The 22,511-nt window shown below is 59.3% G+C and carries 16 protein-coding genes and 2 tRNA genes; 4 read left to right on the forward strand and 14 right to left on the reverse strand.

Features of this window, described 5'->3' with window-relative positions; all coding sequences use genetic code 11:
• Positions 1-77: 77 nt before the first annotated feature.
• Both ACFWW4_RS13570 and ACFWW4_RS13575 read right to left on the reverse strand, forming a co-directional pair.
• The gene (locus ACFWW4_RS13570; RefSeq protein ID WP_411891345.1) at positions 78-431 is read right to left on the reverse strand and encodes a hypothetical protein; all 354 of its coding nucleotides are present in this window, start codon (positions 429-431) and stop codon (positions 78-80) included.
• 202 nt (positions 432-633) lie between these two features.
• Positions 634-1,659 (reverse strand): LacI family DNA-binding transcriptional regulator, encoded by a 1,026-nt coding sequence (locus ACFWW4_RS13575; protein WP_411891346.1) that lies wholly within the window; start codon positions 1,657-1,659, stop codon positions 634-636.
• A gap of 90 nt (positions 1,660-1,749) precedes the next feature.
• Between ACFWW4_RS13575 and ACFWW4_RS13580 the strand changes: the two genes are divergently transcribed.
• A tRNA-Arg gene (locus tag ACFWW4_RS13580) sits at positions 1,750-1,826 on the forward strand.
• Positions 1,827-1,839: 13 nt separating this feature from the next.
• Here the strand turns inward: ACFWW4_RS13580 and ACFWW4_RS13585 are convergent.
• From ACFWW4_RS13585 to ACFWW4_RS13610, 6 genes are all read right to left on the reverse strand, one after another.
• Positions 1,840-2,646 carry a polyphosphate polymerase domain-containing protein gene (locus ACFWW4_RS13585; protein ID WP_411891347.1) on the reverse strand — a complete coding sequence of 269 codons (807 nt, stop codon included), beginning with the start codon at positions 2,644-2,646 and terminating at the stop codon, positions 1,840-1,842.
• A gap of 17 nt (positions 2,647-2,663) precedes the next feature.
• Complete coding sequence (locus ACFWW4_RS13590) at positions 2,664-3,233, reverse strand: DUF4956 domain-containing protein (protein WP_411891348.1); 570 nt, start codon at positions 3,231-3,233, stop codon at positions 2,664-2,666.
• Positions 3,234-3,466: 233 nt separating this feature from the next.
• Positions 3,467-4,165: a response regulator transcription factor gene (locus tag ACFWW4_RS13595; protein ID WP_411891349.1), complete on the reverse strand. Its 699-nt coding sequence runs from the start codon at positions 4,163-4,165 to the stop codon at positions 3,467-3,469.
• Between the two features lie 290 nt (positions 4,166-4,455).
• The gene (locus ACFWW4_RS13600; protein ID WP_411891350.1) at positions 4,456-6,021 is read right to left on the reverse strand and encodes a sensor histidine kinase; all 1,566 of its coding nucleotides are present in this window, start codon (positions 6,019-6,021) and stop codon (positions 4,456-4,458) included.
• A 28-nt stretch (positions 6,022-6,049) separates the two neighbouring features.
• A complete protein-coding gene (locus ACFWW4_RS13605; protein WP_411891351.1) occupies positions 6,050-7,594 on the reverse strand; it encodes an ABC transporter transmembrane domain-containing protein in 1,545 nt (514 codons plus the stop codon).
• Entirely contained in the window at positions 7,591-8,655 is a 1,065-nt protein-coding gene (locus ACFWW4_RS13610; protein ID WP_411891352.1) for a hypothetical protein, read from the reverse strand. Before ACFWW4_RS13610 ends, ACFWW4_RS13605 begins: the two co-directional genes overlap by 4 nt.
• Positions 8,656-8,857: 202 nt before the next feature.
• Between ACFWW4_RS13610 and ACFWW4_RS13615 the strand changes: the two genes are divergently transcribed.
• Positions 8,858-14,206 (forward strand): alpha-2-macroglobulin family protein, encoded by a 5,349-nt coding sequence (locus ACFWW4_RS13615; RefSeq protein WP_411891353.1) that lies wholly within the window; start codon positions 8,858-8,860, stop codon positions 14,204-14,206.
• Positions 14,203-16,221 carry a penicillin-binding protein 1C gene (gene pbpC / locus ACFWW4_RS13620; protein ID WP_411891354.1) on the forward strand — a complete coding sequence of 673 codons (2,019 nt, stop codon included), beginning with the start codon at positions 14,203-14,205 and terminating at the stop codon, positions 16,219-16,221. Before ACFWW4_RS13615 ends, pbpC begins: the two co-directional genes overlap by 4 nt.
• Here the strand turns inward: pbpC and ACFWW4_RS13625 are convergent, their stop codons facing one another.
• The 6 genes from ACFWW4_RS13625 to dapF all read right to left on the reverse strand — a co-directional run bounded on the left by ACFWW4_RS13625 (position 16,222) and on the right by dapF (position 22,234).
• Entirely contained in the window at positions 16,222-17,556 is a 1,335-nt protein-coding gene (locus ACFWW4_RS13625) for a polysaccharide biosynthesis/export family protein (protein WP_411891355.1), read from the reverse strand.
• 77 nt (positions 17,557-17,633) lie between these two features.
• The gene (locus ACFWW4_RS13630; protein WP_411891356.1) at positions 17,634-18,689 is read right to left on the reverse strand and encodes a 3-carboxy-cis,cis-muconate cycloisomerase; all 1,056 of its coding nucleotides are present in this window, start codon (positions 18,687-18,689) and stop codon (positions 17,634-17,636) included.
• A gap of 212 nt (positions 18,690-18,901) precedes the next feature.
• On the reverse strand, positions 18,902-19,501 hold the full coding sequence (locus ACFWW4_RS13635; RefSeq protein WP_411891357.1) for a glutathione S-transferase: 600 nt from the start codon (positions 19,499-19,501) through the stop codon (positions 18,902-18,904).
• A gap of 20 nt (positions 19,502-19,521) precedes the next feature.
• A complete protein-coding gene (locus ACFWW4_RS13640; protein ID WP_411891358.1) occupies positions 19,522-20,157 on the reverse strand; it encodes a glutathione S-transferase in 636 nt (211 codons plus the stop codon).
• 2 nt (positions 20,158-20,159) lie between these two features.
• Entirely contained in the window at positions 20,160-21,431 is a 1,272-nt protein-coding gene (gene mtaB / locus ACFWW4_RS13645) for a tRNA (N(6)-L-threonylcarbamoyladenosine(37)-C(2))-methylthiotransferase MtaB (protein WP_411891359.1), read from the reverse strand.
• Complete coding sequence (gene dapF / locus ACFWW4_RS13650) at positions 21,419-22,234, reverse strand: diaminopimelate epimerase (RefSeq protein ID WP_411891373.1); 816 nt, start codon at positions 22,232-22,234, stop codon at positions 21,419-21,421. The genes mtaB and dapF overlap by 13 nt, the downstream gene beginning before the upstream one ends.
• Positions 22,235-22,329: 95 nt before the next feature.
• Between dapF and ACFWW4_RS13655 the strand changes: the two genes are divergently transcribed.
• Positions 22,330-22,405 (forward strand) — tRNA-Lys (locus tag ACFWW4_RS13655).
• Positions 22,406-22,511 lie beyond the last annotated feature (106 nt).

Raw genomic sequence — 22,511 nt, forward strand, 5'->3', positions numbered from 1 at the left:
GCTTGGTTGGAACATGCAGTTACCAGTCTTGCAGACGGAAGGTTGGCGACCCTCAGGTATTCGCAGACTATGTAGCCTTACTGCAGTCGCAGGAACTGCGGATCGACGCGCCGCCAGAAATGCAGCAAGTCCTCAGCGACAGATGGTGTCTGGCCCATGGATTGGACGGCATGCACATCTGCCGAAATCAGGGCCGACAGCCTGTAGCCAAGCGGGATGACCGGATCCTCGGTCGCGGTTTCGCGAAAGCTGTCTTCGATCGCTTCGGTCGCGGAGGTGACCGCATAGACCAGTGCCAAAGCGGGCTGGTCCGGCCAGCGTTCCGCCAGATTGCGCACCATTGCCTGTTTGCGTTGGGTGTTGCCGGACAACATCTCTTCCATCACAAACTCGATCATCTGATCCAAAGGGGCCGTACGTTCGGTCGCCATCTTTCACCCGTCTACTCAATCAACACACAGGAGGTGTGTTCTACCAGATTTTGCGGCCAAATCCCGCGTTTCGTAAAATCTTAATCAATATGGAAAGGATGACGTTAAACATATGTTTTGTATAGCGAATTGCGACCGCCCTATGCAAGCTCCGCAGAGTCCGGCTCGCATCTGATTGAATGCTGCAAAGGCGTGACGCGCCCTAGTTGCAGCGCAGCGTATCGCCCGGCTGCAGCTTTGGCTCCAGCTTGACGATCCGGTCATCTGACATCGTTTCGCCTGCGTTTCGCGCAGCAATGATCTGGGCCGCCTTGACGCCGATTTCCCGCCGACAGGCATCCATCGTGGCCAGTCGTTTTGGCAAGCCGTCCAACAGCTCGACCCCGTTGAACCCGGCCAACCCGATCTGACCGGGCACATCAACACCCTTCTCCAGAAGGTAGAGCAACCCGCCCGCCCCAATCATGTCGTTCGAGTAGTAAAGAAAGTCGAGGTCCGGGGTCCGTTCGATCATCTTGGCTGTCATTTCGCGGCCCTTGGCAAGGGCCGATCCGCCTGAATAGAACTCCTGATCGGCAATCTCGATCCCGGCTTTGGCCAGTGTCCGGGTGAACCCTTCGAACCGTTTGCGTGCCCGGTGATCCAGCGGCATCTTGGTGCCCATGAAACCGATGCGCTTGTACCCGGCGGTGATGATTTCCTCGGCCATGATCCGGCCCGCCCGCCGGTGTGAAATGCCCACGCAGGCGTCAATGGGTTCGCCGTCGATATCCATGATTTCAACCACGGGAATGCCCGACTGACGCAGCATCGCCTGAGAGGCATCGGAATGTTCCAGCCCGGCAATGATCACGCCTGACGGCCGCCAGGACAGCATCTCGAACAGGACCTTTTCTTCTTTCTCGGGCATATAGTCAGTCACACCGACGACCGGCTGCAGTTCGGTATCCTCCAGCGTTTCCGATATGCCTGACAAGACTTCTGGGAATACCATGTTGCCGAGTGACGGGATGATCACAGCCACCAGATTGACCCGTTGGGACGCAAGCGCGCCTGCGATCTTGTTGGGTACATAGCCCAGCCGCTTGGCCGCATCCTGGACCTTCTGGCGCGTCGCCTCGCTCACATCGCCCTTGTTGCGCAATACCCGGCTGACCGTCATTTCACTGACCCCCGAGGCTTCGGAAACATCGCGGAGCGTGAGCGGGCGTTTGATCTGTCGGGTCAAGGGGCGATCCTGCTGTTCGTTCCGTCATTGTTAGCGGCCCTTTGGCCCGTTGACCAGATGCCCAAAGGTGGGCATTGAATGATCTAGCGTGGCCCCGTGGCTCAACTGGATAGAGCAGCCCCCTCCTAAGGGGCAGGTTGCAGGTTCGAATCCTGCCGGGGTCACCAGCATTGCACCGCCCTATGCTGTGAGCCGAGCTTTTGTGGCGAAACGCAAGGGCTGCTCCATCAGCGCGAGTTTCCGGATCGCGGGCAAGAACAGGTTGTGCCGCTGCACCTGACCAAGCGCGGCCATCCCGATGCAGTATTTCGAGCATTTGCGCGTGGGGTGCAGGTGATGGCTGCGCAGGATCTTGTCGGCGATCCCGTTGCCACGCGCCGATTTGGTTTCGAGAATGAACATATCGGCGGATGCATCCCGTTCCACATTGGCCGCGCGAAACTGCAACCTTGTGTCGATTGTCATCCGTTCGCCCCCTTCTTTGGCGACAAGAGTGATCCGTTCGTATTCCATCCCGATGACCGGTTGCAGGTCGCGTCCCAGCGGGACACCGTAAAGATCGGTATGGCAGGTATCGATGAAGGCGCGGCTTTCCTCGCAGAGCCCGTCAGCGAATTGCGGCAGTTTGAGCCGCCTTTTGACGGTGACATTGCGGGTATCCTTGAGTTTGACCTCAAGATAGCTGAACCCGGCGTCGATATAGTGCCGGATCCGGACCTTGCAGCGTTTGCGCCGCCCCTGATGGTGGTCGTTGTAGGATTGCGCGGCTTCATTATCGAAATAGTTGGTGGCATAGGTGAACGCCCGCTTACCCTCGATTTCAAGCACGTCAAACAACTCACCAAACTGCGTGAAGACCGGCACCAGCCGTACTGCGGGGACGATGTATTTGTTGTCCAGCCGTTCCAGCATGGCGGCTTTGCAATTCAGCCCATCGAGTGAGATCGTATCGAAGGTCGACAGACATTCTGCAATTCGCGAGTCCATGGTCGTTTCTCCCTTGTTTATTTGCGGTAGTAGACGTTGATCTGGGCCATATCGGTGATGTAGTTGAGCGCCGTAATCTGATAGCTCATCACCTCGACCCCCAGCCTTGCCGACAGGTCGGTGCGCATTTTCTGCGGGTCCGACAGGGCGTCATGTTCGATCTTGTCCAGCGTAATCTTGATTCCATCGACGGATTTGAGGATTCGGGGGTGGTCAAAGACAAAGGCCCCCAGCAGCACCAGCGCGACCACGACGATTACAAATGGCAGCGTCGTGCCCTGGATCGAACAAATCACAGCGAGGGCGACCGACCCGAAGAAATAGGTAATCTCGATCTTGCTGATCTGTTCGGACCGGAGCGTAAAGAGAGCCAGAATAGCGAAGAGGCCAAAACCGGCAGCCAGTGAGAATTCTACAGAGCCGAGGATTGACAGCACCCCGAACGCGAAGATGTTGAACAGCGATGCGGCGGTTGCCAGTTCCTTGTCCCGGTAGCGCGGGTAGAACAGCGCATAGATAAGAACGGTCATTGCGGAGAGATTGATCGCGAAGCGGATCACGACGCCAGGGTCCAGAAAATCAGTCATCATTCCACTCTTCATGTCTTGCGGTGCGCCGGGAACCGCCCGACCAGCCGCGTTTGTTTTGATGAAGAGATAATCGGGCCGAATGGCATGCGCCTTTCGCCAAGATGACAGTTTTATGACAGGTGCATGAAGGTTTTGTCATAACGCCGCAAAATGACGTCGTTGCGGGCAGTGCACATAGAAACGGCGACACCATAGGTGCCGCCGTTCAGCCGTGAGTGGCCGGGTATTTTCTAGCCGATGCGATAGCCCACGTTGCGCAAGGTCGTGATCACATCGCCGCATTGTCTCAACTTGCGGCGCAGCCGTCCGATATAGACGTCAACAACATTTGTCAGAGGGTCAGAATTCATGCCCCAGACCGCGTTCAAGATCCGTTCGCGTGTCAGCACCCGCCCGGGGTTCGACAGGAACAGGACCAGAATATCGCGTTCCTTGGCCGACAGTTCGACCTGTTCGCCGCTCACCTCGACCCGATAAGACAACCGGTCAAAAATGATGTCGCCGAACTGCAATGTCGTTTCCTTGGCAGATTGGGCATAGCCATTTGCCCGCCGGTGCAGACTTTCGATACGTGCCACCAGCTCGTCAAAGTCGAACGGTTTCGGCAGGTAGTCGTCGGCCCCGATCCGAAGCCCTTCGACACGCTCTTCGGTTGCGTCCAGCGCGCTAAGCATCAGGATAGGGGTCTTGATCTGACGCGCCCGCAGTTTGCGGCAGACATCCTGCCCGCTGATGCCTGGCAACATAAGATCCAGCAGCACGACATCGAACTTGTCCTGCGACAGCATCTCAATGCCGGTTTCCCCGTCAGGCGCATGCTGCACATTCCAACCTTCGCCGGAGAGGCCGCGGCGCAAGAAATCTGCGACACGTGTCTCGTCTTCGATCAACAGAATATTCATGTCACCCCCAACCAGTTTGCCGTGCATCTTCAAAATCTTTCGCGACTCTCATCAAACAACATACTTTCGTTGAGCTTCGTAAATCAGGTTTTGGTGTCTCACGTAAATCAACTTTGGGTGCACTCAGCGGGAATAAACCTTTGTTTATGACGAAGATCGGCGCTTTGCCGCCCCTCGATCTTGTCAAAGTCAGAGGTACCATGATCCGTTGTCGTCAGCCGCCATCAGAAGACGAATTGGTATCAATGGTCGGAACCGGGCCGAACAAAAAAGCCGAGCTAGCGCGACGACGCCAGACAATGACTGACTTCAGAACCCTAACCAGTCTGTTTTAGGTCAACCAGCGACAGTGATTTTTTGCGCGACAAGGACAGCACGACGCACAGGCCGCCGCCATCGGCATCAACAAGCGATGCTGTGCCGCCATGTGCCTCCATGATCGCGCGAACGATCGGCAAACCCAGTCCGGTACCTTCGGTCGGTGTTCGGGATGCATTCGTACCGCGATAAAAACGTTCAAAGGCCTGCGCCTTGTCTTCATCGCTCATCCCCGGACCGTTATCGGACACTGCAATTTCGAGCGATTCACTGTTGTCGCGCACAGCAATCACGATGTCGGGGCCACCATATCGCAAGGCGTTGTGCAGCACGGACAGCAGACATTGACGCATGCGCAACCGGTCCACGCGCGCCCGGGTATTCTTGGCCTCGATCATGACCTTGATCGGAGCTTCGAACATATCCTGCGCATCAGTGATGACTTGGCGGATATCGATATCCTTAGGATCAAGGCGCAATTCACCTGCTTCGTGACGGGCGACCAGCAGCATGTCATCGACGATCTGCGAAGTGTGGCGTGCGGAATCGCGTATGCGTGCCAGCGTATCTGACACCGCATCCGGATCTTGCAGCGTACCGCGCAGCGCGACGTCCGCCTCGCCCCGGATGATCGTCAGCGGCGTTCGCAATTCGTGGCTGATGTCGGCCATCATCCTACGCCGGTTTGCCTCAGACATTTCGATCTGGTGCAAAAGATTCTCCAGCTCATGTGTCCGCTCGGCGACCTTGCGTTCCAGCAGTTCGTTCTGCTGCCTCTGGTCCAGTTCACGCTGACGCAAGAGAGCGGCCATATTGCTGAGCACGCTGGACATTTCACGCAATTCCTGCCCGCCGAGTTTGGGCACGTCTTTGGCGAAATCGCCGGTGCCATAGGTCTTTACGGCGCCGATCAGGTTACGGAAGGGTAGGTGCAGCAATCTTGCGTAGGACCAGAGTGCGCCGATCAATGCGACAACTGCTGCGGCGATGGTGGCCCACGTGACGATTGTCATTTCATTGCGAAAGGCAATCGCGGCCGCGCGGGTCTCTCTCACTTCTTCCCGTTCCTCTTCGACCGCCGCCTGAATGAGCGTGGCCAGTTCGATATCTATTGTCTGGTCCAGCAGATCCACCAGAGCATCCCCATCGGCTGCATCTGCGTCCTCGGGGGTCAGGCGAGCCAGCACCCTGTCCACTTCGGCAATCTTGCTTTCGATCTGGGCAAGAAGCTCCAGTTCTTCATATTCTTCTTCACCCACAAGTTCGATTTCACTGGCGATGATGGTTCTGATCCGCGAGATTGAGCCTTTGATCTTTTCATTCAACTCCGCTTCCAGTGCCCCACCGTCAAGGTCACCGATAATCAGCGCATCCCCATGCTGCTTGAGTAACTGAAACACCTTGGATTGAAGCAACAGATGTTCTTCAAGCGACGCATACGCCAGTGCGGTTCGTTCGTCCCACCGTTGGCTTTGCTTGAGGTTGCTGAGTGTCACGGCGGTCAGACCAGTGATCAAAATAATAAAGATACCCGCATAAAATACAAAAAGTGTCGTCAGGCGCACGGTCGTCTCCTTAAGGAATCTTTGCGCTTCAAAATGTAGGGGAAGCGTGTCCCATCACGCAGCCGCTATCAAGCCGGTGCAGGCCTGCCATGGGCTGCAGGACGATGGTGCATGTGGTCCCTTGCTGCATGATATCCAGATATCTTTCTGTTTGGGGCTCCAAAACGGCGCGGCTGCCCTCGATCAGGACAACCTCAGCCCGGGCAAGCGCAGCCCGCGCCAGCTCAAGGCGGACTTGTTCAGGTGCTGACAGATCGCGCCCCGCCTCGGCGACGCGCCGGTCCAGCCCTTTGGGTCCATCTGCAAGATGCTGCAGATCAAAATCGGCCAGAACCCGGTGGATGCGGCGGTCCTTAGGCCGGGGATGCAGACCAAGGGTCAGCGCCCGTCGCAGACTGCCCTGCAGGATAGCCGGTTGATTACCGATATACGCGCAGCGCGGTGTAACGGCGTGCCCTTCGGCTTGAAACCGGACCTTGAAATCGCTGTTCCGGTCAAGACCGGCCATGATGCGCAGAATATTTGCGTCTTTCGGCATCTGATGAGGGCAGAGCGTTATTCGCGTCGCAGCCGCAGCTGATAACGTCACCGCCCCGTCAATCGAGATGGCCACAGCCCGCCCATGACCGGACACCTCGCGGTTAGCACTGTCCTGACGCAACAGGTTCTGCGCTTTTTCACCTGCCACCCGCCAGGCGCAATACCGGTCCCAGACCAGCGCAAGTTCCCGCAAGGGTGCGACGAGAATGGCGATCATCGCCAATGCGGCTGCCACTGACCCGGTCATCGCACCAATCATGCCTGCCGTGATCAGCACGCACATGCCAGCGATGGCAGCACCCGCTTCGATCATACCCGACAGCCCATTGCGCAGTCCGGCACGGCTTAGGCTGTTGTGGCGCAACCGCTGCCCATTCTCTGTAAGTGTTTCGATTTCCTTGTCGGTTCGCCCCAACAGATCAAGCATTGGTGCTACGGCAATCCGTTCGATCATGGAGATTGATATTGCGGCCCGTTTACTGCGGAGGTTCCGATGTCGCGCTTCCAGTCCGACAGCAATGGCGATGGTCAGACCCGCCATTATCGCCAGAGGCAGGAACGCAGCCAAAGCAAGGTGCGGATTAAGAAGCCAAAGCACCGCTCCTGCGCTGGGCAACACAAACATGGCGGAAATCGCCAACGGCAGGCCGCGACCAAACCAGTTGCGCGCCGCACTCAGATCGCCAACAAAGCGCAGCGACAGCGCACCGACCCGGCGCTGTTCGACTGCCGTAAGGTCCATTCCGGCAATATGCCGGTAGATGGTGATCCGCAGATCGTTGGCATAGCTTTGGCCCAGCGCCTCGGCCCGCTGTTTGATGCACCACCCAAACAGGGCAACCGCCAGACCCGCACCCAAAAGCTGGATCAATACGCGCAGATCAGGCGGATGCCCGGCATGCAGTGCAGCGAATGCGTCGCGGGTGGCAAAGGCACCCAACCCCATCGCGACCGCCTGCAGAATGCTGAATACGGGAATAAGGACCGCATCGCCGATGCGGTCCTTTGTCATCAGTCTGGGAAGTCTTGTCATGCGACCTCTTGCATCTGTCTGTTCCGCATCAGGGGTTCCAGATGTTCGGCAATCACGGCAGGGTCCCACAGGTCTTCGCGGGACAGGATGGGCAGGCCGGTGACATCCTCGGCCTCGGCCGCCGCAAGCGGAGAGCAACTGACCATACCCGAGATCGCAAAGGGGCTGAGCCCATGACGATCCAGCACCACGACCGACCCTAATGCGCTGAGCGCATCGGGGGCCGCAAATAATATCCCATCAAGCCGGTCCCGGATCGCCTTTCCCCGCAGGACCGCCCGCGTTTCCTGCTGAAACACACCGTCGGCGATTTCGACCACGATAACCTCGGCCCCTTGTTCTGCAGCCGCGGCCACCAATGTATGAAACCCTTCCTCGATGCGTTCCATCGGTTGGCGATAGGTCGTCGCCATCCCCACATCGGTGAAGTCCGACACCGGCACGCCAGCATCCTCAAAGGAGTTGAAGTCACCGAATGCACCGGTACCGGTCGCCTTGACGCCTGCCACCTTGTAACCTGCGGATTTCAAGCCATGAGCGAGGCTGGATGCCGCCGTGGTCTTGCCGGAATTCATCGATGCACCAAAGACACCAATGACGGTGGCCGTTTCATTGCGCGGTCGGGTGTCCAGCGCGTAGTCACCGACATTTATGATCTTGCCATCACCATTGATCAGCAATGCAAGGGGTTTCAGCAGGGTTGGTTCATCCATGCGGGCATGCGCCGCCTCAACTGTGCCGGCCACACCACCGCTGGCGGCAAGGTGAATGAAATCGCTGCCGATCTTGGCCCGGGCCTGAAACTGGTCTGGTGCATAGCGGTCCGCCAGACACAGAACCACCAGATCGCCTGGGTAACCGGTTGAGTTGCGCCGGTCAGCCAATTGAATTTTCTTGTGCTGGCCGATCTCAACGATCCGGCAAAGCAACAGATCACCGGCGCTGGCAGCACCCAGATCGGTGCTGAAACTTTGAACATCAGCACGATTGACCCGCCGCGTTGTAAACGCCCATTTGGCGGCATCGAGTAGAGTTGTGTCGAAAGAGGTCATAAAGGTCATTGTCATCTTCCTTGTCAGAAACTGTGTATGCTCTGACTTTTGGGCCATCTTGATGAAGCAAGTTCACCTGCTTTGATGAACTGGGCGGGACGGTTAGATGAACATCAGATGAAAGCCTGACATCCTGACCACTGAAACCCTGACTTGTCTGCGATCCGATACCGTGCCAGCCTTTGGGCATATTTGACGAAGAGGTTTCAACATGACTCGCTATCTGGTCTCTGTTTTTTGTGCGATTTTCATCGGTTTTCTGGGCAACATGGCCGCAGCAGACGGGCCTGTCCCCGACACCCGCACGATTTATGAGCCGGGGATTGATCTGGTTGGTACCGATCTGGCGAACATCTTTGACACCACCTTGCGCGCCTGTGAGGCAGCCTGCCTGAATACTGATCGTTGCGAGGCGTTTACGTTCAACCAACGTTCGAACGCGTGTTTTCCCAAGACAGACATCACAGATGTGATTCCCTTCGATGGTGCCGTATCGGGGCGGGTCTATGCCACCGACCCTGAGGTTCTAGCCAATGCCCAGTCCCGTGCCGCCGATCTATCGTTTCTGAACGCACGCGAATTTATCCGTGCTGCGACGTTCATGGAGCTGTCGAACTGGCCGGAACATAGCAACAGTTTCCAGTTGCGTCGTGCGGCTGTGAAGGCCCGCGAAACTGACCTGGCCGCAGATTGGCTGGCCTACGGTCGCATCCGGGTTGGGTCGAACAACCGCCCACATTCCGGTGCGCTGACAGCAACCATCATGTCATACCTGCGGGCAAAGGACGACATCGCCCGGCGTGCCGCGGCGGTATACATGGCCGAAGTTCTGGAAGATCAGGGGCGTGGACGCACCATGATCCCCGCCCTGCGCCTGGCGCAGGACATCCGCTATAATCGCCAGACCGAGATTGCGCTGGACGATGCGATTGGCAAATATGGTTTCCGCGTTGCCGATACGCGGGTGGAAAGCGACAGCGCGACGCCCCGTATCTGCGCGATCTTCAACGAAGACCTAATCAAGGTCGGCACCGATTATGCCCCATTTGTCCAACTCGCCGATCCGCAATTGGTGGTCAGTGTCAGTGATGCCCAGTTGTGCGTTGAAGGGGTGGAGCATGGCAGCCGCCACCGCATCGTCCTGAGAGAAGGTCTGCCTGCCGCGAGTGGTGAGGAACTGATCCGCCCGGTCGAACTGACCCTCTATGTCCGCGACCGTTCCCCTGCCGTGCGATTTGTCAGCCGCGCATATGTGCTGCCCCGGCTAGGCGATATCGCCGTCCCGGTTGAGACCGTGAACCTGACCGAAATCGAATTGCAGCTGCGCCGCGTCGATGACCGCAACATCATGCGCAGCATTCAGGAGGGTCTGCTGGGCAGCCCGATTTCGCAATTTGAAGAGGACTACGTGTCCACCCAGATCGGGGTCGATGTCTGGTCCGGCACGGCAGAGGTCGGGCGCGAGTTGAACCGCGATATCCTGACCCGCATACCGCTCAACGAGGCGTTGGCGGGGGAACCTGCGGGGCTTTATGTTCTGACAGCTGCGGCCAAAGACGCGGATCGTGACAGCTCTGCGGCAACGCAGTGGTTTGTGCTGTCAGATCTGGGTGTGGCCACATATCTGGGCAATGATGGACTGACCGTTGCCGTTAGGTCGTTGGGGAGTGCCGACGCATTACCAGAGGCGTCCGTGACCCTGATTTCGCGCAGTAACGCGGTGTTGGGCAATGTCGAAACAGATGCAGACGGCGTGGCCCGTTTTCCCGATGGCCTGACCCGTGGGACGGGCGGCAACGCGCCGGCGCTTGTTACCGTTGAACAGGGTGGCGACATGACTTTCCTGTCGCTGACCGACCCTGCCTTTGATCTGTCAGACCGCGGCGTCGAAGGGCGTGAGCCCAGCCCGCCGATGGATGTCTTTGTCGCCACGGATCGCGGGGCTTATCGTGCGGGCGACACCATTCATGTGACCGCATTGATGCGCGATCAGGGGGCTTACGGTCTGTCGGGTATTCCGCTGACGGCGGTGCTGACCCGCCCGGACGGGGTGGAATATCGTCGTGTGACTTCAACCGATGATCTGTCCGGTGGTCATGTATTTGCGCTGCCGGTAGCCAGCACAGCGCCGCGCGGGACGTGGCGCATTGCGCTATTGGCCGATGTCGATGCCGCCCCACTGGCCCGCACATCGGTCTTGGTCGAGGATTTTTTGCCGGAACGCATTGATTTCGATATGGAACTACCGGATGAAATCCGGCTTGGCGATGTGCCAAACCTGCGGATCGACGCCCGCTATCTGTTTGGTGCCATCGGTGCCGATTTGAGTGTGGAGGGTGAGGCGCTTTTGCGTGGGGCCAGCAACGTGGATGGCTATCCGGGTTATCGATTTGGCGAATATGATGCCGCCTTTGACGCCCGGCAAACCTATCTGGACGGAGCAAAAACCGATGCCGATGGTGTCGCCAATCTTGCCGTAAATCTGCCCGATATCAGCGCGTCACAACCGCTGGAACTGCGGGTCACTGCCCGCGTGAAGGAAGGGTCCGGCAGGCCGGTTGAGCGTCAACTGACCGCAGCTGTCCTGCCCGACAAGGTGATGATCGGGATCAAACCGCTCTTTGATGGCGTGATCGCGGAAAACACCGAAGCACCGTTTGAACTGATCGCGCTGAACCCCGACTTGTCGCCTGCCGACATGGAGGTCCAATGGACTATCAACAAGGTCCGCACCCGCTATCAGTGGTATTCGTTAGGCGGCCGCTGGGATTGGGAGCCGGTCACCACCCGCACCCGTGTCGCAACAGGCAAGGCAACCCTTAGCGCGACACCTGTGCGTGTCGGGGCCGATTTGGATTGGGGCAGTCACGAGATTGTCGTTGAGGCGATTGGTGAAGACTACAGTGCGGCATCGACCCAATTCTATGCCGGTTGGTATGCTGCGGCGACAGCCGACGACACCCCCGATCTGTTGGAGGCTTCGCTGGACGCCGAAAACTATGTGGTCGGCGATACTGCTACCTTCCGGATCGTGCCCCGCTATGCGGGCACCGCCGTCGTGACCGTCATGTCCGACCGTGTGATTTCCATGCAGGCAGTGCCGGTGTCCGAAGGTGAAAACCTGATCACCCTGCCCGTAACAGATGAATGGGGGGCCGGCGCCTATGTCAGCGCGTCTGTGATCCGCCCGATGGATGTGTCCGCTGGGCGCAACCCGGCCCGCGCGCTGGGTCTGGGCTATGCCGGGGTGGCCCCGGGTGAAAAGGCACTGGCCGTGTCCATGACCGCACCCTATGTCATGCAGCCGCGCGGCGCGCTGGACATCGGCGTTCGGGTTGACGGGATCAAAGCAGGCGAGACGGCTTATGTCACACTCGCCGCCGTCGATCTGGGCATTCTGAACTTGACTGGGTTCCAGTCACCCGCCCCGCAGGACCATTACTTTGGTCAGCGCAAGCTGGGTGTCGAATTGCGCGATGTCTACGGGCGCCTGATCGACGGGCTGAACGGGGCGATGGGCACGATCCGGTCCGGCGGCGACGCGATGTCAAAGGACGGGATGCAAAGCCCGCCACCGACCGAAGAACTGGTGACATTCTTTACCGGCCCGGTAACGGTTGATGCTAACGGGCAGGCGCAGGTCAGTTTCGACGTGCCCGCATTCAACGGCACCATCCGTCTGATGGCCATCGCGTGGTCCGACACTGGTGTCGGCCAGGCCGAGCAGGATGTGATCGTGCGCGACCCCGTGGTTGTGACCGCCAGCGTGCCACGTTTCCTCGCCCCCGGCGACCAAAGCCGGCTGCTGCTGGAGATCATTCATGCCGACGGCCCCGCAGGCGAGATGGGTCTGAATGTCAGCGCCAACGGTTTGGGCATGGTCTCGCAGATACCGACAACATTCACGCTGGCCGACGGCGGCAAGCAGGTGTTCGAAATCCCCTTTGCGGCCTTCGATCCGGGCAATCATTCGATTGACGTGGTCCTGACCACGCCGGACGGCCGCAGCCTGACCAAATCGCTCAACGTCCCGGTTGTGGTCAACGATCCAGAGGTAAGTCGGATCAGCCGCTTTACCCTGGCCGCAGGCAGCACGTTCACCTTTGACGATGATGTGTTTGACGGGCTGGCCACAGGCACCGGCAAGGCCACGCTGTCCGCCGGACCCTTGGCGCGCTTTGATGCGCCGGGCCTGTTGAACGCGCTGGATCGCTATCCTTACGGCTGCACGGAACAGATCACATCGCGCGCGCTGCCGTTGCTCTACCTCGATGGTGTCGCGGCGGCGATGGGTCTGGCGACCCGTGACAAGATCGCCGAGCGGATTGATCAGGCCATTGGCGAGATCACGGCTAATCAGGCGGCCAACGGGGCTTTTGGCCTCTGGCGCCCCAGCTCGGGCGATTTGTGGCTAGATGCCTATGTCACCGATTTCCTGACGCGTGCCCGCGCAGCGGGATACGCAGTACCGGATGTGGCCTATGACAATGCGGTCGCCAATCTGCGCAATGCGGTGAACTATTATCCCGATTTCGACAGCGGTGGATATGATCTGGCCTATGCGCTTTATGTTCTGGCGCGCGAAGGTGAGGCTGCGGTTGGTGATCTGCGCTACTATGCCGATCAGAAAGGTGGGGCTTTCACATCGCCGCTCGCGCAGGCGCAGCTTGGTGCGGCGCTGGCCCAATATGGTGACCAACCACGTGCGGATGCCATGTTTGCCCGCGCCGGGCGCAGCTTGCAGGCCCGGTTTGCCCGCGAAGAGCAACTGAACTGGCGTTCTGACTACGGGTCATATCGGCGTGATACGGCGGCCGTTCTCGCACTTGCCGTTGAGGCGGGCAGCGACGCGATTGACCGCGACATTCTGCTGACGCGGATCGGCAACAACGCGGCCCGTGCATCAACGCAAGAGGCTGCATGGACACTTCTTGCCGCCAATGCGCTGGTCGATGATCTGCGCGAGACCGGTCTGACGATTGATGGGCTGGCCCCTGATGGACCTGTGGTGCAACTGCGCGATGCGCAAGCAAACGCCGCCCCGGTGGCGATCACCAATACCGGCGACCGCCCGACCGAAATTACGGTGACGACGTTTGGTGTGCCTGACCAACCCGAACCGGCGGGCGGCAATGGGTATGCGATCGGCCGGACTTATTTCACCCTTGAAGGCGAGCAGGTCAGTCTGGGCAATGTTCCTGTCGGCACACGTCTGGTTGCGGTGCTGAGCGTCCGGCCCTTTGGCAGGCAGGAGGCGCGGCTGATGGTCGATGATCCACTGCCCGCCGGGTTCGAGATCGACAACCCGAACCTGCTGTCGGGTGGTGAGGTTCCCGTCCTGGAAGGGCTGGAGCTAACGCGCGCGGAAAATGCGGAGTTCCGGACGGATCGCTTCTTGGCCGCCGTCGACTGGCGATCAAACAAGGCGTTTCAACTGGCCTATATCGTGCGGGCGGTGTCACCCGGGCAATTCCATCATCCCGCCGCCTCGGTTGAGGACATGTACCGCCCACAGATGCGGGCGCGCACCGATACTGGTCAGGTTACGATTTCCCAGTGACACGCTGGGTTTTCACCCTTGCGCTGGCCCTGTGGGCCAGTGCTGTGGCCCGCGACGGGGTGGACAGATGGGTTGACGCAACCGTTCTGCCGCCGTTGCAGGTGGCTGTCGGTACCGAGTTGCGTGACCGCGACGGGCATCTGCTGCGTGCCTATACGGTCGCCGATGGGCGCTGGCGTTTACCCGTCACTGTCAGTGACGTTGACCCCGCCTATCTGCGCATGCTCATCCGCTACGAAGACAAGCGGTATGGCCGGCATAATGGGGTTGATCTGCGAGCCATGATCCGCGCCGCTGGTCAGGCCGTTTGGCATGGCGAGGTGGTGTCGGGCGGATCGACCCTGACCATGCAGGTTGCCCGCCTTCTGGAGGATGGCAGTACAGGTCGGTGGGCCGGCAAACTGCGCCAGATCAGGGTCGCGCTGGCACTCGAACGCCACCTGAGCAAGGACGAGATACTTGCGCTGTATCTGAACCGCGCCCCGTTCGGTGGCAATATCGAAGGGGTGCGCGCCGCATCTTACGCGTATTTTGACAGACCACCGCGCAGATTGACGCCAGCGCAGGCGGCGCTGCTGGTCGCGCTGCCACAATCACCCGAAACGCGCCGGCCGGACCGGGCGCCAGAGGCGGCGACGGCGGCGAGAGACAAGGTTTTGCAAAGGCTGCAAGACAACGGGGTCCTGGATGATGTCACGGTAACAGCCGCAATGCGCGATCCTGTGCGGCCGACCCGGCACCTTCTCCCGGCCTTTGCACCACACCTGGCGGATCGGGTGACGACAGCACAGCCGGAACGCCATCAGCATGACCTGACGTTGAGCCTGCCTTTGCAAGGCACACTGGAACGGTTGGCACGTGATGCGGTGGCAGGCCGGTCTGATGGGGTCCAGATCGCCATGATCGCCGCTGATCATCAGACCGGGCATATTTTGGCAAGTGTGGGCTCTGCCGCCTATAGCGCCGATACTGGCGGTGGGTTTATTGATTTGACACAAGCCGTCCGCTCGCCCGGGTCGACATTAAAACCGCTGATCTATGGTCTGGGGTTTGATCGCGGCCTCATCCACCCAGAAACCATGATCAGCGACCGCCCAACGGACTTCGACGGCTATGCACCACAGAATTTCGACGGGCTGTATCGTGGTGAGTTGCGGGTGCGCACCGCCCTGCAGCATTCGCTGAACATCCCCGCGGTTGCCGTCACGCAAGAGTTGGGGCCGCATCATCTGCTGGCCGGATTGCGCCGGGCCGGGGCGGAACCACACGTGCCGGGCGGTGCGCCGGGGCTGGCGGTGGCACTTGGCGGCATTGGCCTGACGTTGGAGGATCTCGTTCGTCTTTATGCAGCCATTGGGAACGCGGGTGCGGCGGTGGATCTGCGCTGGCATGACGAGGCAACGCCGGGCTTCGTGCCGCATACGGTGATGAACCGGTCCGCCGCCTGGCAGATCGCCGATATCCTGCTGGATGCGCCACGTCCACCGAATGTGCAGGGGACGGGGATCGCCTTCAAAACCGGCACGTCCTATGGCCATCGCGATGCCTGGGCCATCGGCTTTGACGGGCGGCATGTGGTTGGTGTCTGGATGGGCCGCCCCGACGGCACACCGGTTCCCGGTGCCTTTGGTGGTGATCTCGCTGCGCCGGTCATGTTTGCGGCCTTTGCCCGCCTGAAACCGCAGATCGACCCGATCAGCCCGCCACCGCACGAAACGCTGTTGCTGCCGACCGCGCAGTTGCCCCGGCATTTGCAGCAGTTCGGGGCGGCAGAGGTGGCAACCAATGCACCCCGCATCGCCTTTCCGCCGAATGGCGCGGTGCTGGAAGGCGGGCTTTTGACACTGAAAGTGCGCGATGGCCGCGCACCCTATGTCTGGCTGGCGAACGGACAACCGGTAGCGCGCACGCACCGCACTCAGGTTGATATCGACGCCCCCGGTGTCGGTTTTTCATCACTGACCGTGATTGATGCCGATGGGCAGTCGGCCCGCGCGCAAGTGACGCTGCGCTAATCAGTCAAGTGACCGCGTGAAGCTGGTATTTGCAGACCCCGAAGTCAGCTGGCTCAGCACCCGGCCCCACCGTGTGATGGGCTGTTCGGCGACAAAGATGATGTCATCGGGGCGCATTTCGAACCTGGGGGCGAGCGTGAAGTTGGCTGCATTGCGCCCGTCCAGACGCCACGCAGTCACGCCACCTGCATGCCTGCGCAGCACATAGATCTGCGAAACGTCACCTGTGATAATCGGCACCCCTTCGCCTGCACCAACCAACGCATCGGCAAGGCTGGCCTGCTGTTCAAACGGGAGCGGATAGCGGGATTGCGTTGCGACCTCTCCCATCAGATAGACGTAATCGCGTGCTATGGCCCCAAGATCGGCGCGGGTGCGAAATGTTTCTCGCGCCTCGTTCAGTTCGTTGCGGCGCAAGGCAACCTCTGTCGAAAGTTCGAGCAGGGCGGTCTCGCGGGCCTCTGCCCGAAGTTGTGCCAATGCAATCTGCTGTTCGAAATAGGCTTGCGCCCGGGTCAAGTCGGTGTCCGCATCGATATGAAGGCTGTCACCATCCTTCAGTCGCAACCGTTGCAGGTCAGCCCGGGCGCGATATTGGTCCAACGGGATCTGATAGAGCGTGCCATCCCGGTATAGCCGCATCACCCCGTCCTGCTGGCCGGACAGGGCCATGCCCCCCGCCCGCGCGACGGCTTCGTTGAGGTAAAGCGGCGTAAGGGTAACGGGGATGACAGTCGGTTCGGCCACAGCGCCACCAACAGACACCTTTCGCGCGTTGAACGCAGAAATCTCAAGCCCGAAGACAGGGTCAACCTGACTTTCCGCAAAGCGCTGGAACAGCAGCGCCTCGGCCTGTTGCAGGGTCATGCCAGCCAATTGAACACGCCCGACAGTGGGAATGTTGATCGCCCCGTCATCCTGCACCGCATAGCCCTGGCCGGCGCTTTGAGCAGCAAAACGACCTGACATGTCGTCATTGGCCGACCCTGCCGCGGGCATGGTCAGTTGCAGAACGTCGCTGACGCCGATCAGGTAAGGACCCGGGTCCACGTCTTCCGGAATGCGGGTGGGGAAACTAGGCATTGCTGCGGGAAGTGGCAAGGCGCCCTCTGGCGCTGGCCCACTGCCGCGGGGGGCTGCCCCTGTACCTGCTGTGACATCGAAAACGGATGGCAGGGCGTGGGGCTGATAGATCGAACTGTTGGCTCTGGCGACGGCCTCTTCCGTGATATCGACAACCTCGACCTGCGACCCGGCGGTCACCTGCGGGCTTTGATATACCGCGCCGCACCCGCCCAACAGGGCCATGGCAAGGATGAGTGATAAAAGGCGCAAAACGAAATCCCTATTCTGGTTATGGGCATAGCCCAATCCAGATTGGTGAAATATTCGTTAACTTTGCCTTAGAAAGGTTAATTTCCGTCAGATGCATGGCCCAAACGCTCAATACTGCCCAACAGGGCGTCAGCGCTGTTCAGCGCGGCCCCGGTGGCCTGCAGCATCTGTGGCAGAAGCATCCATTCCAGGGTCCACGCCGCGCCGGACCGTTCCTGTTCATGCACCATCGCCTGATGCATCCCGGATAGTTGCGTTGCGTTGAAGCGTGCCAAGGTTATCAAAAGTTCGGCGTGAATAGGGTTGTTCTTATGTGCCATCGCCGATGATTGGCCACCGGAGGACAACTGAATATCATCAATACCCTGCTGCGCCATCAAAGCGATATCCTGCCCCATCTTGCCAAGCGATCCGGTGATCAGTGAAAGGACATTCGCGAAATCGGCCACGTGAGCGCGCATGGCATGGGGGGCCTTTCCCGGTAGCTCCAGCTGCAACGCGGCAGCCATATGCCGGGCAACGTCATCGCTGTCGCGCGTGCCGACAGGTCCACCTATGGACAGGATTTCGATCGGTCGGCGTGACGTTGTCAAACGATCCACATGGGCCGCGAGCGGCATGCGCCAGATATCCAGCCTATCGGCGACACTGACGGGCTGAGCGGCCTGCATCCGGGTGCGCCCCATCAACATGCGGTCACCGTGGGTTTGACCGATTTGCTGCAGATCACTGACCAATCGGTGCAACCTGCCCAGAAAATCCTCGACGATCGCCTTGATACTCAGCGCAAATGCGGTGTCGATCACGTCCTGCGACGTCAGCCCGGTATGAAGCGCATCATGGAATTGCTCTGGCAGTTGCGCCTTGAGTTGGCGGACCAATGCTGGAACCACCATACCGTCCCGCCGGGCCCCCTGACGCAGCATATCCATATCCAGATCCGGATTGGCAAGCAGCCCATCCACCGCCGCGGCGGCCTCTGCCGAGATCTGACCAGTGGCATGCAAAGCGGCAGTATAGGCCCGTTCAACCCGCAACATGTTCTGCAATTGCTGCGCCGCCGCCAGCGCCGCGCTGGTCGCAGCATCGCCAAAAAGGCCGCCGAGCCATGGATGTGTAAAAACGTCGGCCATGGCTGCATTCCTTTCTTTCGGTATCCATACTGTTCAAAATACCCAAGCTTGCAAGTCACCAGCTGATTGCAACGGCCCTTATGCTGGCGCTAGGTTTGGGTGCTGCCCCACGGGCGTCAGACTGGTCGTCGGAGTACTACGAATGATGGTGGCGTGACTGATCGGGGCCCAGGCAGATCCACTACGCAATACATGTGACGCACCGCTCTTATCTAAGCGCTGGTGGCAACCATGCTATCGCGCGTGCTGAATTCTGCGTGCCAGTCTGCCAGCGCGGTATTGTCAGATCGCCAGCCGCGCGCATCATGGCGCAGATCGAGATATGATAGCGCGCAAGCCATCCCAATCTGGCCGATATTCAGCTTGCCGGACAAATGGCTCATCCAGCGGTTGTTCACCGCCGCCACACCGCGTTCGACCTTGCCCCATTGTGCCTCTATCCAGTCAGGCGATTGCTGCGCGTCGGGCCGCAACCTGACCTCGTAGGCCATGCTGACCGCGGCATCCATGATCGCATCCGCGGTCGCCTCAAGCGTCAGGATTTCCCAGAGACCGCTTTGCGGATAAAGCCCGGCGCCAGCACGATCATCGAGAAACCGGGTGATCACCCGGCTGTCATAGATCGCAGGACCGTCATCACGGATCAATGCCGGTATCTTGCCCAAAGGGTTGGCCGCGATAACCTTTGTGTCGCTGGCCATTGGTGTTGTCGATACATCGACCTCTTCTACTTGCGATAGCAGATCAGCCTCGCGGATCAGAACGCGCACCTTGCGCACAAACGGGGAAGCGGGCGAGATCAGCAATTGCATTGGTCAGTTCCTTCCGTGGGCTACACCGGAAACAAGACCCTATCCTGTCCCTCTTGCCAAGGCGGGTATTTGCGCATGATGGCAGCAAAAGCGTCCGATTCCAGAAAATCGTCGAGCCAGGCCGTCAGAGGGCCAAGCCCGCAGCCGTCAAACCAGACACGATCCGTATTCGCAAACTGCCGCACAAACGGAAGGATCGCCATGTCGGCAAGTGTGCGACGCGGGCCCATCAAAAAGCGCGTATCGCTCAGACGATCATTCAGCGTCCGAAGGAAGATCATCGCCTTTTCCCGTTCCTCCGCTTCATCAAGGTCAGGAAAGCGGACCGCATACTTGGTGTGATCCAATGCCGTTTTGAAAGGGCCGTCGCACATATCAATCAGGGTGTGACCCTCGGGCGGCATGTCCAGCCAGCCGTCAGGATCACTGCGGGACAAGGCCCAGATCATGATATCGCGGCTTTCTTCCAGAACCTCCTGGCCTGTATCCAGCACCGGCACTGTCGCCTTTGGCGATGTTGCAAGAAACCGGGCTGGTTTGTCCCGCAGCAGGATTTCCCGAAGGGCCACCTGAATCCCACTGGATCGGATGGCAAGGCGCGCCCGCATGGCATAGGGGCAACGCCGGAACGACCACAGGATCGGAAACTTCGTCATGCTCAGGCCGTCAACTGTTGGCCCACAACCCCGGTGATCGTCGCGCGCACAATCTGACTTTCCGGTTGATCACTGGCAAAGCTTACTTCGGCAAATTGTGCCGTCCGTCCCATCTGGGGGCTTTCCATCAAAACCTCATGAACCTTGCCAATCTGAGCTTTCAGATGCGTGGTGACCCGGGCATCACCGGCACCTCGCAGCGCGGCGGCGCGCGCCTTGATTGTCTTGCCATTTACTTGCGGCATTCGGGCCGCTGGCGTGCCAGGTCGGGGCGAATAAGGAAAGACGTGAAGCCATGTCAGATGACAATCATCGACCAATGCCAGCGAATTCGCGAACATCTCATCCGTCTCGGTCGGGAAACCCGCGATGATGTCTGCGCCAAAGGTCATATCAGGGCGCAGCCTGCGCGCATCCTCGCAAAACCGGATCGCGTCATCGCGCAAATGGCGACGCTTCATCCGCTTCAGGATCAGGTCATCCCCATGCTGCAGCGACAGGTGCAAATGCGGCATCAGCCGGGGTTCGGTCGCAATCGCCTGCATCAGGTTGTCGTCAACCTCGATACTGTCGATAGAGCTAATGCGCAGGCGCAACAAATCCGGCACCAGGCGCAAGATCCGCATCACCAGGTCACCCAGCTTGGGCGCGGCGGGCAGATCAGCCCCCCAACTTGTCAAGTCGACACCAGTCAGCACAACCTCATTGTATCCACGATCGACCAATCGCTTGATCTGGTCCACGACAACCCCCGCAGGGACAGACCGGGAATTGCCCCGCCCATACGGAATGATACAAAACGTGCAGCGATGATCGCAGCCGTTCTGGACCTGCACATAAGCGCGGCTGCGCGTGCCGAACCCGTCAATCAGGTGTCCAGCCGTTTCGGTGACCGACATGATGTCATCCACCTGCACCGGTTCGGTCTGGCCGATCAGATCAGGGGCCATACCCCGCCAAGTGGCCGGGTCCAACTTTTCGGTATTGCCTAAAACAAAATCGACCTCGGCCATTCTGGCAAAAGTGTCTGGTTCTGTCTGGGCCGCGCAACCGGTGACAATCAGCTTGGCCTGCGGATTGTCGCGGCGCAGCTTGCGGATATCTTGGCGGGCCTTGCGGACGGCCTCTGCAGTCACAGCGCAGGTGTTCACGATCACCGCATTCTCAACACCGGAGGCAGTGGCGAGTTCCTTCATCGCCTCTGTTTCATAGGCATTCAACCGGCAGCCATGGTTGGAAAAAAGAGGGGCCTTACGATCCATCAGAGCCGCCATTGGCCGTCAAATACATGGGCAGTGGGGCCGGTCATCCAGACACCATCATCGCGCCAACTGATCTGCAAATCACCACCATCCAGCGTGATCGTCACATCCCGCCCGGTCAGGCCACGCCGGGCCGCAGCGACAGCCGTCGCACAGGAAGAAGAGCCAGAGGCAAGTGTGACACCTACACCCCGCTCCCACACCCGCATGCGCAGATGATCCGGGGCAATCAGGCTGGCGAACTGCACATTGGTGCGCTGGGGAAACAGCGGATGATGTTCCATCGCGGCCCCTCTAGCCCGCAGATCAACCGCCTCGGAATCGGGAACGAAAAAGGTGCAGTGCGGATTACCCATGCCAGTGGCCGTTGGCGCGCCGTCTATCGGCAATTCGAGAGTATCCATCGCGCGCGCCAGCGGCACCGCATCCCAAGCCAGCTGCGGCTGGCCCATATTGACGGAAGTTTGCCCGTTCTCGGTGCTGCGCGCCTCCAGAATGCCGCGTGCGGTGGCTATCAGCAAACTGTCCTTGCCGCCGTTCTCCATCAGGTATTTTGCGATGCAACGGGTGGCGTTGCCGCAGGCGGCTGATTGCGACCCATCGCTGTTCCAGAATGTCAGATGAACATCGGCGTGGTCAGTGTCCGACAATACAGCCAGCTGGTCAAAGCCCACACCACGATGGCGGTCCGCCATCGCAAGAGCAACAGCCGCGTCGACGCGCGGAGCGATTCCCCGTTCGTCCACAACAACAAAGTCATTGCCTAGCCCATGCATCTTCATGAAGGGCAGATATGTCGCGTCATAAGTGACCATAGCGGGCATATAGACAAAGCCTTGGGACTTATCCAGAGATCAGGGCATTTGGGGGTTGACCGGAACGCAACGGCTTTCTAAGTAGCCCCTCAAGTGGGCCGTTAGCTCAGTTGGTAGAGCAACTGACTTTTAATCAGTAGGTCGATGGTTCGAACCCATCACGGCTCACCATTTTATCATTAAATTTCAATAACATGACGGCTTGAGAGCTTGGCAAGGTTTATCGACCTTGTTGTAGGGGACATATGGGGGACATTCGATCAGTTTGTGTCCTTTT

This window comes from Yoonia sp. SDW83-1 (assembly GCF_046762885.1).
Taxonomy (GTDB): domain Bacteria; phylum Pseudomonadota; class Alphaproteobacteria; order Rhodobacterales; family Rhodobacteraceae; genus Yoonia.

Bases quoted from the DNA above. Each gene is read 5' to 3' on its own strand.
- ACFWW4_RS13595 (WP_411891349.1), bottom strand. From the start codon at position 4,165: ATGCACGGCAAACTGGTTGGGGGTGACATGAATATTCTGTTGATCGAA.
- dapF (WP_411891373.1), bottom strand. From the start codon at position 22,234: ATGGTCACTTATGACGCGACATATCTGCCCTTCATGAAGATGCATGGG.
- ACFWW4_RS13585 (WP_411891347.1), bottom strand. From the start codon at position 2,646: ATGGACTCGCGAATTGCAGAATGTCTGTCGACCTTCGATACGATCTCA.
- mtaB (WP_411891359.1), bottom strand. From the start codon at position 21,431: ATGGCGGCTCTGATGGATCGTAAGGCCCCTCTTTTTTCCAACCATGGC.
- ACFWW4_RS13590 (WP_411891348.1), bottom strand. From the start codon at position 3,233: ATGACTGATTTTCTGGACCCTGGCGTCGTGATCCGCTTCGCGATCAAT.
- ACFWW4_RS13635 (WP_411891357.1), bottom strand. From the start codon at position 19,501: ATGCAATTGCTGATCTCGCCCGCTTCCCCGTTTGTGCGCAAGGTGCGC.
- ACFWW4_RS13615 (WP_411891353.1), top strand. From the start codon at position 8,858: ATGACTCGCTATCTGGTCTCTGTTTTTTGTGCGATTTTCATCGGTTTT.
- ACFWW4_RS13610 (WP_411891352.1), bottom strand. From the start codon at position 8,655: ATGACCTTTATGACCTCTTTCGACACAACTCTACTCGATGCCGCCAAA.
- ACFWW4_RS13570 (WP_411891345.1), bottom strand. From the start codon at position 431: ATGGCGACCGAACGTACGGCCCCTTTGGATCAGATGATCGAGTTTGTG.
- ACFWW4_RS13605 (WP_411891351.1), bottom strand. From the start codon at position 7,594: ATGACAAGACTTCCCAGACTGATGACAAAGGACCGCATCGGCGATGCG.
- ACFWW4_RS13640 (WP_411891358.1), bottom strand. From the start codon at position 20,157: ATGACGAAGTTTCCGATCCTGTGGTCGTTCCGGCGTTGCCCCTATGCC.
- ACFWW4_RS13630 (WP_411891356.1), bottom strand. From the start codon at position 18,689: ATGGCCGACGTTTTTACACATCCATGGCTCGGCGGCCTTTTTGGCGAT.